At 68.5% G+C, this 13,732-nt stretch carries 16 protein-coding genes; 5 read left to right on the top strand and 11 right to left on the bottom strand.

Annotated features, from left to right (window positions below; genetic code table 11):
* Position 1 precedes the first annotated feature (1 nt).
* Together ATSB10_RS12065 and lpdA are read left to right on the top strand one after the other, a co-directional pair.
* Entirely contained in the window at positions 2-1,087 is a 1,086-nt protein-coding gene (locus tag ATSB10_RS12065) for a mechanosensitive ion channel family protein (RefSeq protein ID WP_063673045.1), read from the top strand.
* A 27-nt stretch (positions 1,088-1,114) separates the two neighbouring features.
* Positions 1,115-2,893, top strand: a complete 1,779-nt coding sequence (lpdA, locus tag ATSB10_RS12060) for a dihydrolipoyl dehydrogenase (protein ID WP_063673044.1) — start codon at positions 1,115-1,117, stop codon at positions 2,891-2,893.
* 11 nt (positions 2,894-2,904) lie between these two features.
* Here lpdA and ATSB10_RS12055 read toward each other — a convergent pair whose 3' ends face one another.
* Complete coding sequence (locus tag ATSB10_RS12055; RefSeq protein ID WP_063673043.1) at positions 2,905-4,773, bottom strand: winged helix-turn-helix domain-containing protein; 1,869 nt, start codon at positions 4,771-4,773, stop codon at positions 2,905-2,907.
* Between the two features lie 124 nt (positions 4,774-4,897).
* Between ATSB10_RS12055 and ATSB10_RS12050 the strand changes: the two genes are divergently transcribed.
* Complete coding sequence (locus tag ATSB10_RS12050; protein WP_063673042.1) at positions 4,898-5,398, top strand: hypothetical protein; 501 nt, start codon at positions 4,898-4,900, stop codon at positions 5,396-5,398.
* Between the two features lie 100 nt (positions 5,399-5,498).
* On the opposite strand, the gene ATSB10_RS12045 is transcribed toward ATSB10_RS12050, so the two are convergent.
* The 8 genes from ATSB10_RS12045 to ATSB10_RS12010 all read right to left on the bottom strand — a co-directional run bounded on the left by ATSB10_RS12045 (position 5,499) and on the right by ATSB10_RS12010 (position 10,814).
* Positions 5,499-5,798: a GIY-YIG nuclease family protein gene (locus ATSB10_RS12045; protein WP_063673041.1), complete on the bottom strand. Its 300-nt coding sequence runs from the start codon at positions 5,796-5,798 to the stop codon at positions 5,499-5,501.
* Positions 5,799-5,912: 114 nt separating this feature from the next.
* Entirely contained in the window at positions 5,913-6,338 is a 426-nt protein-coding gene (locus tag ATSB10_RS12040; protein WP_017463659.1) for an organic hydroperoxide resistance protein, read from the bottom strand.
* Between the two features lie 94 nt (positions 6,339-6,432).
* Positions 6,433-6,888 carry a MarR family winged helix-turn-helix transcriptional regulator gene (locus ATSB10_RS12035; protein ID WP_157469222.1) on the bottom strand — a complete coding sequence of 152 codons (456 nt, stop codon included), beginning with the start codon at positions 6,886-6,888 and terminating at the stop codon, positions 6,433-6,435.
* Positions 6,889-6,946: 58 nt separating this feature from the next.
* The gene (gene dinB, locus ATSB10_RS12030) at positions 6,947-7,993 is read right to left on the bottom strand and encodes a DNA polymerase IV (protein ID WP_063674470.1); all 1,047 of its coding nucleotides are present in this window, start codon (positions 7,991-7,993) and stop codon (positions 6,947-6,949) included.
* A gap of 58 nt (positions 7,994-8,051) precedes the next feature.
* Complete coding sequence (locus ATSB10_RS12025; protein ID WP_063673039.1) at positions 8,052-9,002, bottom strand: putative bifunctional lysylphosphatidylglycerol flippase/synthetase; 951 nt, start codon at positions 9,000-9,002, stop codon at positions 8,052-8,054.
* A gap of 164 nt (positions 9,003-9,166) precedes the next feature.
* On the bottom strand, positions 9,167-9,547 hold the full coding sequence (locus ATSB10_RS12020) for a hypothetical protein (protein WP_063673038.1): 381 nt from the start codon (positions 9,545-9,547) through the stop codon (positions 9,167-9,169).
* Entirely contained in the window at positions 9,540-10,034 is a 495-nt protein-coding gene (locus ATSB10_RS12015) for an RNA polymerase sigma factor (protein WP_063673037.1), read from the bottom strand. Before ATSB10_RS12015 ends, ATSB10_RS12020 begins: the two co-directional genes overlap by 8 nt.
* A gap of 9 nt (positions 10,035-10,043) precedes the next feature.
* Positions 10,044-10,814, bottom strand: coding sequence for a hypothetical protein (locus ATSB10_RS12010; protein WP_157469220.1), 771 nt, complete (start codon positions 10,812-10,814; stop codon positions 10,044-10,046).
* Positions 10,815-10,974: 160 nt separating this feature from the next.
* Between ATSB10_RS12010 and ATSB10_RS12005 the strand changes: the two genes are divergently transcribed.
* Complete coding sequence (locus ATSB10_RS12005) at positions 10,975-12,309, top strand: APC family permease (protein ID WP_063674469.1); 1,335 nt, start codon at positions 10,975-10,977, stop codon at positions 12,307-12,309.
* Between the two features lie 88 nt (positions 12,310-12,397).
* Complete coding sequence (locus ATSB10_RS12000) at positions 12,398-12,823, top strand: hypothetical protein (protein WP_063673035.1); 426 nt, start codon at positions 12,398-12,400, stop codon at positions 12,821-12,823.
* 19 nt (positions 12,824-12,842) lie between these two features.
* Here the strand turns inward: ATSB10_RS12000 and ATSB10_RS11995 are convergent, their stop codons facing one another.
* Together ATSB10_RS11995 and ATSB10_RS11990 are read right to left on the bottom strand one after the other, a co-directional pair.
* Entirely contained in the window at positions 12,843-13,247 is a 405-nt protein-coding gene (locus ATSB10_RS11995; protein WP_063673034.1) for a hypothetical protein, read from the bottom strand.
* Complete coding sequence (locus ATSB10_RS11990) at positions 13,244-13,714, bottom strand: Mpo1 family 2-hydroxy fatty acid dioxygenase (protein WP_063673033.1); 471 nt, start codon at positions 13,712-13,714, stop codon at positions 13,244-13,246. Before ATSB10_RS11990 ends, ATSB10_RS11995 begins: the two co-directional genes overlap by 4 nt.
* Between the last annotated feature and the right edge of the window lie 18 nt (positions 13,715-13,732).

Raw genomic sequence — 13,732 nt, 5'->3', positions numbered from 1 at the left:
GGTGACGGCCCTCCGCTCGAGCGATCCGCTGACCCAGGTGCGTGCCGCCGTGCCGCACACCTGGGAGGACGGCGTACGCCAGTTCAACGAGTGGATGAACGTCAAGCTGCTGGACATGAGCGGGGTGAAGGTCACCGTCGGCTCGCTGCTGGCGGCCGTGCTGGTGCTGGCAGTGTTCCTGCTGCTGTCCTCGATCGTCCGCCGCTTGCTGCGGCGCTACGTGGAGCGGCATGACAACCTCAACCTGTCCTCGGCGTACACGGTCGAGCGGCTGACCCATTACGTGCTGCTGCTGGTCGGCGTGCTGATGGCGCTGAACGCCTCCGGCATCCCGATCGCCAAGTTCACCGTGTTCGCCGGTGCGCTGGGCGTGGGCCTGGGCTTCGGCCTGCAGGCGATCTTCAACAATTTCGTATCGGGCCTGATCCTGCTGTTCGACCGCAGCCTGAAGGTGGGCGACTTCGTCGAGCTGGCCTCGGGCGTGCACGGCAACGTGCGCGAGATCCGCATCCGCGCCACGCTGATCACCACCAACGACGACATCGACATCCTGGTGCCCAACTCCGAGTTCGTCACCGGCCGGGTAGTGAACTGGACGCTGCGCGAGGCCGCGCGCCGGCTCAAGGTGCCGTTCGGCGTGGCCTACGGTACCGACAAGGAGCTGGTGAAGAAGGCCGCGCTGGAGGCTGCCGCCGCGGTGCCGTTCACCCTGGCGCAGGAGGGTCCACGCGGTCCGCAGGTATGGCTTACCGGTTTCGGTGATTCCTCGCTCGACTTCGAACTGGTGGTCTGGCTCGATGCGGAGGCGACCCGCCGCACCGGCTCGGTCACGGCCGCCTACAACTGGGCGCTGCATACCGCACTGGAGAAGTACGACATCGAGATCCCGTTCCCGCAGCGCGACCTGCATGTGCGCAGCTGGACCCGCCGCCCCGCGCCGGAACCGGCCGCACCGGCGGATCGACGCGCGGCGTCCGACGTCGCCGACAAAGGCAATGACGCCGCGCGCGACGTCACCGAACACATGAAGCCGTCCGCCGCGACGTCGCCCCGATTCCCCGAACCCGACCCGGGCGTCACCCGCTGACGCCCCGCACCGCAAAGGAAACACGCCATGGCCAACACACTCGAGATCAAGGTTCCCGACATCGGCGGTCACGACAACGTGCCCGTGATCGAGGTGCTGGTGAAGGTCGGTGACTCCGTCGCCAAGGACCAGAGCCTGATCACCCTGGAATCGGACAAGGCGACGATGGAGATTCCCGCCACCGCCGCCGGCGTGGTGAAGGAGCTCAAGCTCAAGGTCGGCGACGAGGTGTCCGAGGGCGCATCGATCCTGGTGCTGGAGACCGCGGACGCCGCCGCGTCGGCTCCGGCATCTGCTCCGGCGCCGGCGGCTCCCGCGTCGGCACCGACCCCTGCGCCTGCGTCCACACCTGCCAGGGCCCCGGCCGCCGCCGGTGCTTCCGGCCGCACGCCGGACATCGAGTGCAAGCTGGTCGTGCTCGGCTCCGGCCCGGGCGGCTACACCGCCGCGTTCCGCGCCGCCGACCTGGACGTGGATACGGTGCTGGTCGAGCGCTACGCCAGCCTCGGCGGCGTCTGCCTCAACGTCGGCTGCATCCCGTCCAAGGCGCTGCTGCACGCCGCCGCGGTGATCGACGAGGCCGAGGCGATGGCTGCCCACGGCGTCAGCTTCGGCAAGCCGACCATCGAGATCGACAAGCTGCGCGAGTTCAAGACCAAGGTGGTCGGCAAGCTCACCGGCGGCCTGGCCGGCATGGCCAAGCAGCGCAAGGTGCGTACGGTGCAGGGCACCGGCAGCTTCATCTCGCCGAACGAGATGGAAGTCCAGACGGCCGAAGGCAGCAAGCTGATCCGCTTCGAGTACGCGATCATCGCCGCCGGTTCGCAGGCGGTGCGGCTGCCGGCGTTCCCGTGGGACGACGAGCGCATCATGGACTCCACCGGCGCGCTGGAACTGAAGGACGTGCCGAAGAAGCTGCTGGTGGTCGGCGGCGGCATCATCGGCCTGGAAATGGCCACCGTGTATTCCGGGCTGGGCAGCGAAGTGACCGTGGTCGAGTTCATGGACCAGATCATCCCCGGCGCCGATGCCGACCTGATCAAGCCGCTGGCGCAGCGCCTGGGCAAGAAGCTCAAGGGCGTGCACCTGAAGACCAAGGTGGTCTCGGCCAAGGCCACCAAGAAGGGCATCGAGATCGGCTACGAGGGCGAGAGCATCCCCGAGACCACGCTGTTCGATCGCGTGCTGGTCGCCGTGGGTCGCTCGCCCAACGGCGGCAAGATTGGCGCGGACAAGGCCGGCGTGGCGGTGACCGACCGCGGCTTCATCAACGTCGACACGCAGATGCGCACCAATGTGCCGCACATCTTCGCCATCGGCGACCTGGTCGGCCAGCCGATGCTGGCGCACAAGGCCACCCATGAGGCGCGCGTGGCCGCCGAGGTGGTGTCCGGCATGAAGAGCCACTTCGACGCGCGGGTGATCCCGTCGGTGGCCTACACCGATCCGGAAATCGCCTGGGTCGGCGTGACCGAGCGCGAGGCCAAGGAGAAGGGCCTGCACGTCGGCGTCGGTAAGTTCCCTTGGGCGGCCTCGGGCCGCGCCATCGGCATCGACCGTACCGAGGGCTTCACCAAGCTGATCTTCGACGAGGCGACCCATCGCGTGGTCGGTGCCGGCATCGTCGGCCCGCATGCGGGCGACCTGATCTCCGAAGTGGCGCTGGCCATCGAGATGGGCGCCGAGGCCGGCGACATCGGCATGACCATCCACCCGCATCCGACGCTGAGCGAGTCGGTCGGCATGGCCGCCGAGGCCTACGAAGGCACCATCACCGACCTCTACATCCCGAAGAAGAAAAAGTAGGCCCGGTCGGCTCAGGGCCCTGCCGTCGCCGGAGGCGGCGGCAGGTGCATCCGGGCCAGCAGGGCACGGTAGCGCGGTTCCCCGGCCAGACCGGCGAACCAGCTGCTGAGGAACGCCAGCCCCAGGTCGTGGTGGCGATAGCCTTCCTCCAGCAGATCCAGCGCCTGCGCCTTTTCGCCCAGCATCATGTGCATGCTCGCCAGCGTGCTCGGCAGCACGTATCCATGGCGCGCGCGCGCCTCCAGCGCGGCCATGATCGCCCGGGCCCCGGCGGTATCGCCGCTGGCGGCGTGCAGGGTCCCCAGATACAGCAGGCTGCGTGAATTGCCGCCGGTCACCTCCACGGCACGCTGCATCAGCCGCAGTGCGCCGTCCTTGTCGCCGGCCTGCATGCGCTGCGCGGCCTCGCTGCTGAGGGCGATCCAGAAGTCCGGCTCGAGCTCGACCACCTTCGCCAGCCGCGCGCGGGCCTCGTCGGCGTGGTCGGCCATGCCGACGAACCAGACCACCAGGGTGTTGACCAGCGGCGAGAGCGGATCCAGCGCGGAGGCGCGGCGTGCCTCCAGCAGTGCTTCGTCATGCCGGCCGAGGTTGTTGAGCAGGTGCGCGAGGGCGAAATGCGCATCCACCAGGTTCGGGTCCAGCGCGATCGCGCGGCGCAGCGAGGCCTCCGACGCGGCCCAGTCCCAGTGGTACCAGAACTGATTGAAGCCGCGTGCGGCATATGCCTCTGCGCAGCTCGGGTCGATCGCCAGCGCGCGGTCGATCGCGGCGTCCGAGCGGGGAAATTCCACTTCCGGGTCACGGTCGGCGACCATCACCATGGTGCGCCGGGTCGCAGCCACGCCCGCCCAGGCCCGGGCACACCCCGGATCGCGGGCGATGGCCTGCTCGAACGAGGCCAGCGCGGTATCCAGCGTCCGCGGGTTGGGGCGGTTGAGCAGGTAGCGCCCGCGCACGTAAGCACGGTGGGCTGCCGCGTCTGCGCCATCGCACGGGCTGCTGTAGCCCGCGAGCGCGTAACGCTGGGCCAGCGCTGCGGCCAGGTGGCTGGCGAGCGAGTCCTGCATCTCGAAGACCCGTTCCGGCGTGGCGTCCACGGTCTCGGCCCAGACCGCCCGGCCATCGGGCACGGCGAGCAGGCGCGCGGTGACGCGCACCATGTGTCCGCTGCGCTGGACATGGCCGTCCACCACGAAATCCACGCCCAGCGCGATGCCGCTCTTCAGCGGGTCGGTCTGGCCGAGCGCCTGGGTCGTGCCCAGCGCCAGCACGCGTAGACGGGTGGCGCGGCTCAGGCGCGTGATCAGCGTCTCGGCCATGCCCATTTCCAGCATCGGATCGACGGTCTCGTTGTCGATCGCGCGAAACGGCAGCACGGCCAGGCTGGCCGGGGCGGGCGGCCCGGCGCGGCCAGCGCCAGGTCCGAGCAGCAGCACGCCAGCGAGGGCGAGCAGCAGCAACGTGGCGATCGCCAGCGGCAGGCGCCAGCGGCGGGGGCGCAGGGACGGTCGGCCCGTGTCCTCCAGCGCATGCGGCAGGCCGGATTCGTCGTCGTACGTGACTTCGGCCACGAAGCTGTAGCCCCGGCCGGGCACGGTCAGGATGAACTGATGGTCCCCACCGCCGGTGCCCAGGGCGCGGCGCACGACGGAAATGGCCTGGGTGAGGTTGTTCTCCTCGACGACCCGGCCGGGCCAGACCGCGGCCAGCAATTCGTCCTTGCCGACCACGCGGGGGCGCTCGCGAATCAGCAGCGCCAGTACGTCGAAAGCGCGCCCGGCGAGCGCTGCATCGGTGCCGTCGGGCGCCGTCAGCACGCGCCGGACCGGATCGAGCCGGTAACCGTGAAACCGCAGCTGCCGAGTGTCCGATGACATCCGCAAGGCCTGGAGAATTCAGGTTTATTCACGGGATTATGGAGCAATTTCAGGACGGTGGGGCGCAGGTTGCCGGTCGCGGAGGAAACATCCGCAACCCGAAAACCTTCAAGGAGATGCCGTCATGCGATTTCGTCTTTCCCTGACCGCCATGCTGCTGGCCAGCGCACTGGGCGCGTCCGCCACCCAGGCCCAGGAGCCGTCTTCGTTCCGCCTTCCCGTGTTCTCGCCGCGCGGCAGCGCCGTCGTCGGCCTGTGGCAGGTCTACGTGAGCGTACGTCCCTGCGCGGCGCCGACCGCTCTGCCGACCCAGTTCTTCGCCATCAATGCATTCCAGCTCGGCGGAACGCTGTCCGACGCGAACTCCTTTCCGCCGGCCTCGCGCGGCCCGGGCATGGGGGTATGGAGCTACGATCCGGTTTACGACAAGTACCACACGCGCATGCAGTTCGCACGATTCATCGATGGGGTCTTCGACGGCGTGCAGGACGTCCGGACCGACCTGACGCTGTCGCCGGATCGCCAGCACACCGTTGCCCGGGTGCACGCCCTGGTCCTCAATGTGGACGGCAGCACCCGCGTGGAACTGTGCGGGTCGGCCGTGGGGGACCGCCAGAACCTGTAACGGCCGGACGCGCCGCCGCGCGCGTGTTCCCCGATGATCGGGAAGCCCGCGCGTGCGCGGGCCTCCCGCCTTCGCTGCGGAGCCGTGCCTGTCTGCACGGTCAGGTGGGGTTTCCTGTCGGTGCCCCGCGGTTTTCGGGGAGCTCGAGGAAGCGGAGCTTCCGGCTCCGGTCGAGCTTCTTGATGGCCGCCTCGGCGCGCGAGGCGCTGGCGCGGTCGGCGAAGGGACGCCAGCCGACGAGCCGGCTGGGCGGGTTCGCCCGGGTATAGCGCGCGCCGCGTCCGGAGGCGTGGGCATCGTAACGGCGCCGCAGGTGGTTGGTGATGCCGGCGTACCACGCGCCGTTGGCACACTCGATCAGATACAGGCACCACTGGCCGGGCTCCGGCCACGCCCCCACGCCCGAGCCTTCGGTTGCGGCGGGGGCTGTCGGAACAGCGCTGGAAACGGTGCGGCTGCGCATGACCTGACGTCATAGCGCAGCCGGTGTCCCGGCGATAGCCCCGTAGGGCCCTTAGACCACCGTCAGGGTGACGTCGATGTTGCCGCGGGTGGCGTTGGAGTACGGGCAGACCACGTGCGCCTTCTGCACCAGGTCCTCGACCACGGCGCGGTCCAGGCCCGGGATGCTGATCTTCAGCTCGACCTCGATACCGAAGCCGGTGGGGATCGGGCCGATGCCGACGCTGCCCTCGATGCTGGTGCTGGCCGGCAGGGCGATCTTCTGCTGGCCGGCGACGAACTTCAGCGCGCCGATAAAGCAGGCCGAATAGCCCGCGGCGAACAGCTGCTCGGGATTGGTGCCGTCACCGCCGGCGCCGCCGAGTTCCTTCGGCGTGGTCAGCTTGATGTCGAGCACGTTGTCGGACGACACGGCACGGCCGTCGCGGCCACCGGTGGCCTTGGCGTGGGCGCGATAGAGGACGTTTTCGATGGACATGAGGGATCTCCTTTCTGGGGTGTGGCAGCAGGTGCTGCGGTTATGAGTAGTAGGCTATAAAATAGCGCGCGATATATATGGCAAATGCAAACGGTCACCCGCTCTGCGCCAGACGCCCGCGCAGGCGGTCGAGCCGGGTCTTCAGGTCGATCAGCTCGTCCAGCTCGCAGCCGGTGGCGCAGAAGATGGCTTCGGGCACTGCGCCGGCCTTGCGCTTCAGCGCACGGCCTTCCGCGGAGAGGCTGACCACCACCTGGCGCTCGTCCTCGGTGGAACGCTGGCGCTGTACCAGCCCCGCCGCTTCCAGCCGCTTCAGCAGCGGGGTGAGCGTGGCCGAGTCCAGGAACAGGCGCTCGCCGATCTGCGAGACGGTCACGCCGTCGCCCTCCCACAGCACCAGCATGACCAAGTACTGCGGATAGGTCAGATCCAGGTCCGCCAGCAGCTTGCGATAGACCTTGGTCATCGCCAGCTGCGCCGAATACAGCGAAAAGCACAGCTGGTGATCGAGCTGGAGCGGCGACATGGCGATGGTGCGTCGGGAGGACATGGCGCGCAATATACATAGCGCACTATTTAATAGCAAGAACTATCTTGCTCGCCGTCGTTCAGTACCCGGGGAACAGGTCGGCCTGGGTCGCCTCGTCGTCCGCGTCGATGAACCCGGACAGCCCCACCCCCACCAGCCGGTATCGCGTGTCCGCGGGGAGGTCGACGCGGGCGCGCAGCGCGCAGGCGATGTCTGCCAGCTCCCGCGCGGAAGCCGGGCGCACGGCTGGCGTCAGGCTGCGGGTGAGTGTCTGGAACTGCGCGGTCTTGAGCTTGAGCACCACCGTGCGTGCGACCCGTCCAGCCTCGCGCTGGTGCCCGCTCCAGGTCTTCTCGGCCAGCCGCCGGATATGCGGCTCCAGCGCATCGAGCGGCAGATCCTGCTCGAAGGTGTCCTCGGCCGACACCTGCACGCTCGGGCGCTCCGGTTGCACGGGGCGCTCGTCGATGCCCAGCGACAACTCGTGCAGGCGTCGACCCCAGCGGCCGAAGCGCTGCTCCATCTCGGCCAGCGGCAACGTGCGCAGTTGCGCCACGGTCTCCACGCCGAGCTCGGCCAGCCGCGCCTCCATCACCTTGCCCACGCCGGGCAACCGGCCGACCTTGAGCGGGAGCAGGAACGCATCGACCTGGTGCGGGCGCACCACGAACAGCCCGTCGGGCTTGCGGTGGTCGGAGGCGATCTTGGCGAGGAACTTGTTCGGCGCCACCCCGGCCGAGGCGGTGAGGCGGGTCTCCTCGCGGATCGCCGCACGGATCGCCTCGGCGGTGGCGGTGGCCGAACCCAGCCCGGTCTTGGTCGCGGTGACGTCGAGGTAGGCCTCGTCCAGCGACAACGGCTCGATCAGGTCGGTATGCCTGGCGAAGATCTCGCGGATTTGCCGCGACACCGCCTTGTAACGCGGGAAATCCGGCGGCACGAAGATCGCCTGCGGACACAGCCGCTCGGCACGCACCGCCGGCATCGCCGAGCGCACGCCGAAGGTGCGCGCCTCATAGCTGGCCGCGCACACCACCGAGCGGGCGCCACGCCAGGCCACCACTACCGGCTTGCCGCGCAGTTCCGGCGCGTCGCGCTGCTCGACCGAGGCGTAGAACGCATCCATGTCGACGTGCAGGATCTTGCGGGGCGGCGGGTTCACGGTGGCCTCGTGGCAGCGGCAGTCAGCCAGCGACCGTCTGCGCGCGCCGTCGCCGCCGCAGCTGCCACTCGAACGCGCCGAACGCGACGCTGCCCAGCACGAAGGGTCCCGCCGTGTAGGTCAGCCGGTAGCACAGGATGGCGGCCAGCACGTCCGGCCGCTGCACCTGGGGAAACCCCGCCAGCAGGATCGACTCGAACACGCCCAGCCCGCCAGGAGCATGGCTGACCAGTCCGGCCAGCACCGCCGCGACATAGACCGGCAGGAAATCGATGAACGACGGCGCGACGGCCGCCGGCAGCAGTACATGCAGGGCAGCGATGGCGCCACACATCTCCACGCCGCCGATCGCCATCTGCAGCCCGGCTGCGCGCGCGTCGGGAAACTTCAGCGCCCACCCGAAAAGCCGCAAGGTACGTGGTGAGCGCCCCAGCCACGCCAGCAGCCCGGCCAGCGCCAGCGCCAGACCCAGTCCCGGCCATCGGCCCCAGCCGTCGACGATCGTCGGCTGCCAGATCAGCGCGCCGGTGATCACCACGGCGAAGCCCAACCCCACCCCCATGCCGGCGAGGCCGACGATGCGCGCGGTATCGCCCGCACCGAGGCCCACGGCGCCGTAGATCCGATAGCGCACTGCGCTGGCGGTGATGGCGTGGAAGCCGAGCATGTTGCCGATCGCGTTGCACACCACGCCAGCGAACGCCGCCCGGCGCAGCGAGACCCGGCCATGCGCACTCAGCCGCGCCGCCTGCATCTCGAACGCGGCGAGCATGGCGAAGCTCACGCAGGTGGCGGCAGCCGAGGCTACGATCGCGCGCACGGACAGGGCTTGCCAGGCGGCGGCGAAGTCCCGCCAGCGCATCGCGTGCAGATAACGATGCAGCAGCCACGCGGCGCCCAGGAGTATCGCGACCGCGAGACCGGACGATCCCCAACGAAGCCACGGCGAACGCCGTTCCACAATCGTGTTCACCTGACGACTCCAGCCACCGCAGACAAGCTGTTCGGGTCGCCGCTTCGGTGAGGCGGATGGAGCGATATGTCGGGACGAGCCGCCGCGGGAGAGGGCATGGTGCTTGCCAGGCAGGGGAGTCGTTGATTCTAAACGGCTCCCACCCGGGATGGATCAGGGCATTCTCAGCGTCGTGATGGCGTGGGTGCGCGTTCCGGTTCAGCGGACACCCTGGTGGTCACCAGATATACCCGGATATCGGGTCGACCGCTGTGAATGGCGAGGGCTGCACCGTCGGCTACCACGATGTCCTGTTTCGGGCCAGCCAGGGCGGCGGCGATCGCGGCAGTGAAGGCGCGCGATTGCTGCTGGCGATGCCAGATACCGGGCAAGACCATTGCGCCGACCGTCATGGTCATGGCCAGCCCGGCGCCGATCAGGGCAAGACGTCTGGAGCGATGCCGATGCGGCGCGCTGTCGGGCTGCTCCGAAATGGCGGCCTGCAAACGCCGCAGGCCACCGCCCGGGGGCTCAAGCCATGGCAACAGGGCGTGTGGCTCATGCATGGATGGTCAGCTCCATCAGCTGTTTCAGGCGCGCTCGCGCTGCGTACTTGCGCGAGGCTACGGTGCCGGCTGGAATGCCGAGTACCCCGGCGATCTCGGCATCCCGGAGCCCGGAAAATTCGGAAAGCAGCAGCACCTGCTGCGATACCCGCGGGAGTTGTCGCAGGGCGCGGTGCAACTGCCGCGTGGCGAGGAAATCCTGCTCGCCCTGCTGTGCCAGCATCCCCGTATCCTCACTCAGCGGTTCGAAGCGGCGCAACGCACGCCAGCGCAGACGGTTCTTCGCAAGGTTGAGCGCCGTGGTCCACACCAACGCGTCCAGCGTCGTTGGCTCGACGTTGTCCCGTCGCTCCCATATCCGCAAATAGGCGTCATGGATCAGGTCCTGGCAGTCCTGTGTCTGCCACAACTGGCGATATAGGACGTTGAACAAAGGTTTCTCCAACCGGCGGTAGCTGGCATAAAGCGCGTCCTCGCGCAGAGCCACGGGCGCGGCTCAGTGTGCAGCTGCGGCATCGACGCGCAGCACCAGCAGGCGCAGCGTGGCGCCTCGGGTGCATGGCGAAAGGCTCTGCTGCACGATGCGGGTGCCCTTGATCGGCTCCGCGTGAGGGCATGGCATCGGCGCCTGGCCGAGTACGATGGTCTGGCCCAGACGCGCATCGAGTCGGGTGGAGAGCTTCCGGATACCGGAATCATGGCTGGCATGGTCCTCGTAGTTCACTTGCAGGTCGACGGTATCCCCTTGGGCAGGGCTGGCCTCCAGACCGAACACCTTGCCGTCGCCCCCGCTCAGGACCGCACGGTGGTCGTAGCCCAGGGTGTTCGATACCGCCTGGTCGAGGCGGAAATGCATCGGCCCCAGCGCTTGACGAAGCGGTGCCAGCGCTGGTTCCAGTGCCTTGAGCTGCGGATCGTCCTTGCTCTCGCCGGCGTTGCCGTCGATCACCCAGAAACGGGCCTGAAGTAGCGATTCGCCGCGATTCGCTGGCGCTTTCTCGAGGGTTGCCAATGCAGCTCCGATCGAGGCTTGCGCCGAGCCTGGCGCGTAGACCAGCAGTTTGTCCGGTGACGGGGCCGTAATCCGCGCCGTGCGGATGTCGAGCACGCCGCCGAGTGCCGAGGCCAGACGCGGTGCCTGTGATGGCGCCACCGGGTAGATCTTCAGCGTCATCTCCGATGCCTGTGCCGGAGCGCCGCCGGGGTGCGCCTGGCAGCCTGCCAGCAGTGCAAGAACGAGGGCGGCTGTCCATCGATACAACATCATGCGGGCTCTCCTTGGGGCCGCTCCCGTGCGGCCTTCTGGGATGTTTACACGTGACGCCGGAATTCCTTCACATGCCCGGACGGCGATGCCCGGGCCGCACAAACCGGAAGCATCGTGTCAGGCTATGCGTTCTCGTCATCGTTCGCTGATCGCCCTATTCATGACCCAAGAGTCCACCGCTCCGTCCTACCTGCGTCGCCTGGGTGTATGGGATGCCGCATCGATCGTGATTGGTGGTGTCATCGGCGCGGGCATCTTCCGTACGCCATCGACCGTGGCCGAACGCACGTCGGCCGGATGGCAGGTGCTGCTGCTATGGGGGATCGGCGGCCTGCTCACCCTCGCCGGGGTGCTCTGCTATGCCGAGCTCGGCGCGCGGCGCCCGCAGGCCGGCGGTACCTATGTCTACCTGCGCGAAGCGTTCGGCAAGCTGCCGGCGTTCCTGTTCGGCTGGACCATGGCGCTGATCAACTATCCCGGCAGCGTGGCTGCCGTGGCCACCACGTTCGCCGACTATTTCTGCGCCGCGCTGGGTTTTCCGGCCGGCTTCATCAAGCCGGTGGCGGTGGGGGCGATCGCCTTCATCGTCGGCATCAACTTCTTCGGCATCCGCGCTGGTGCCTGGGTGCAGAACCTGTTCACCGTGCTCAAGCTGGCCGCGATCGCGCTGCTGGTGGTGGTGGGACTGATCCTGGCCCGTGGCCACCTCGGCGGCGCGCTGGCGGCGGATCCGGTGCACCCGGCCTCGGCGGGGGCCTTTCTCGGGGCGCTGCTTCCGGTGCTGTTCGCCTACGGTGGTTTCCATTACCTCAACGACCTGGCGGGCGAAGTGCGCGAGCCGCAGCGCACCTTGCCGCGGGCCCTCTCGCTGGGCATGGCTGGCGTGGTGGGCAGCTATCTGCTGGTCAACTTCGCCTATCTGGCGGGCCTCGGTCATGCCGGTCTGGCCGCCAGCTCTGCGCCGGCCGCCGACCTGCTGCGCAACCTGATGGGACCCAGCGGCGCGACCCTGATGGCCGTGGGCATCGCCTGCTCCACTTTCGGCTACTGCGCGATCGCCATTGCCGGTGGCGCGCGCGTGCTTCAGACCATGGGCAAGGACGGCATGTTCTTCAGTGCAGTCGGCCGGATCGACCGCACCAGCCGGGCTCCCCAGGTCGCACTGGCCACGCTGGGCGCGTGGGCGATCGTGCTGACCCTCTCCGGCAGCTTCGGCCAGTTGCTGGACTACACCACGGTCGGCGAGTGGCTGGCGCATGCTTTCGGCATCGCCACGCTGTTCTGGTACCGACGCCATCTGGCGCAGGAGCCGTCGCCCTACCGGGTGCCGTTCTACCCGGTGCTGCCGCTGCTGTTCGTCGGCACCGTGCTCGGCGTGATCGTGGTGACCTCGATCCATGCGCCGCGCGATGCGGGCATGAGCCTGCTGATCATCGCGCTGGGGGTGCCGGCCTTCTATGGCTGGCGCTGGCTGGAGCGCCAGAGCAACGGCTGACGTTCCGTCGCCACTCACCTCTGCGCTACGCTGGGCGGGCCATCATCCAGGGACGGGGCGTGCATGGCATCCACTTGGAGAACGTGGAATGGGCAGCTTGTTCGGAGTCATCGCGGGCATGAGCCTGCTGGCCGTATTCGTGGTGATCGGACTGGGCCTGCTGATCGCGGCCCTGCTGCAGGCCTTGTCGTTTCGCTGGGTGATGGGCTACATGCCCTCGCTGCTGCGCTCCTTCGGCGCGGTAGTGCTGACCGCAGCCAGTTCCGCCGTGGCGCTCGGCCTGGCACGCGCGATCGGTGGCGACGGCCGCCTGCTCGGGCTGGTCGTGCAGTTCCTGATCGGTGCGGCGATGGTCAACCTGCTGCTGCCGGGACGTGAAGGACAGCGCATCGGCTTTCCGAGGGCCAGCCTGGTCCAGCTGGTCTACACCGGCTTGTGCATTGTCGCGGGGCTGGCGCTCGGTGTGGCCATGGTGACGATGCTCGGCGGCATGACGGCATCGATGCACGGCTGACGCCGCGCCGGGGGTTGGGTCAGGCCAGGCTGGTGGCGATGCCGAAGGTCACCGCCATCACCGTCGCCACCGCCAGGCAGGCGCTGGTCGGACGGATACGGCGGGCATCGCTGCGTGGGATCAGTCGCCAGAGCAGGGCCGCGCCGAGCAGCATGTCCACCACCAGTGCGATGCGAAGTCCGCCGGAGGCCAGCAGCGGAGCAAAGGGCGGACGCACGTGGCCCTCGTACAACGCCACGCCGGCGACCATCGCCATGCCGGCCAGCGTCCACAGCAGGCAGGCGAGATACACACGGTTGAACACCACGTTGGCGCGCTCGATCCAGCGCAGCACAGGCCAGGCGATGAGGGTGGCGAAGAGGGCGAGGATGGAGCCGTACAGCACCCACCAGACGAGGGTGCTCAGCAGGGTCAGCAGCGTCATGGAGAAGCCCTGAACCCGATCCGGCGAAGCAGTTTTTCCATCAGCCACGCAGGCCCGACCAGCAGGTAGGACAGGTCGGTGAGGAAGCTGGGGCGGCGCCCTTCGTACATGTGGCCGACGAACTGGCCGATCCAGGCGACCACGAATACCGCGATCGCCAGCCAACGCAGCTGGGCGGCGCCGAGCCGGTTGAACAGGAAGCCGGTGAACACGGCCAGCACGGCGAAGGCCAGCAACAGGGCGATCCCCAGCCGGTGCGAGCGCTTCCAGTACCAGGCGAAGGCCGCCACCATGACCAGTACGGCCCACGCACCAGGCTGCAGGAAGCGCGCCGGTACCGGAATCGTCCACAGCAGTGCCGTGACGCTCCAGACGATCGGCGGTACGCAGAGCCAGTGCAGGCGCTGGTTGATCGGGTTCTGGTGATCGGCGCTGTAGCTGTCCAGCCAGTCCTGCATGGTGCGCATGGCGTACCTCCCCCAGGT

Source organism: Dyella thiooxydans (assembly GCF_001641285.1).
Classification (GTDB): domain Bacteria; phylum Pseudomonadota; class Gammaproteobacteria; order Xanthomonadales; family Rhodanobacteraceae; genus Dyella_A; species Dyella_A thiooxydans.
Note: the sequence above shows the minus strand (reverse complement) of the source record. Positions and strands in the feature narration are given on the sequence as shown.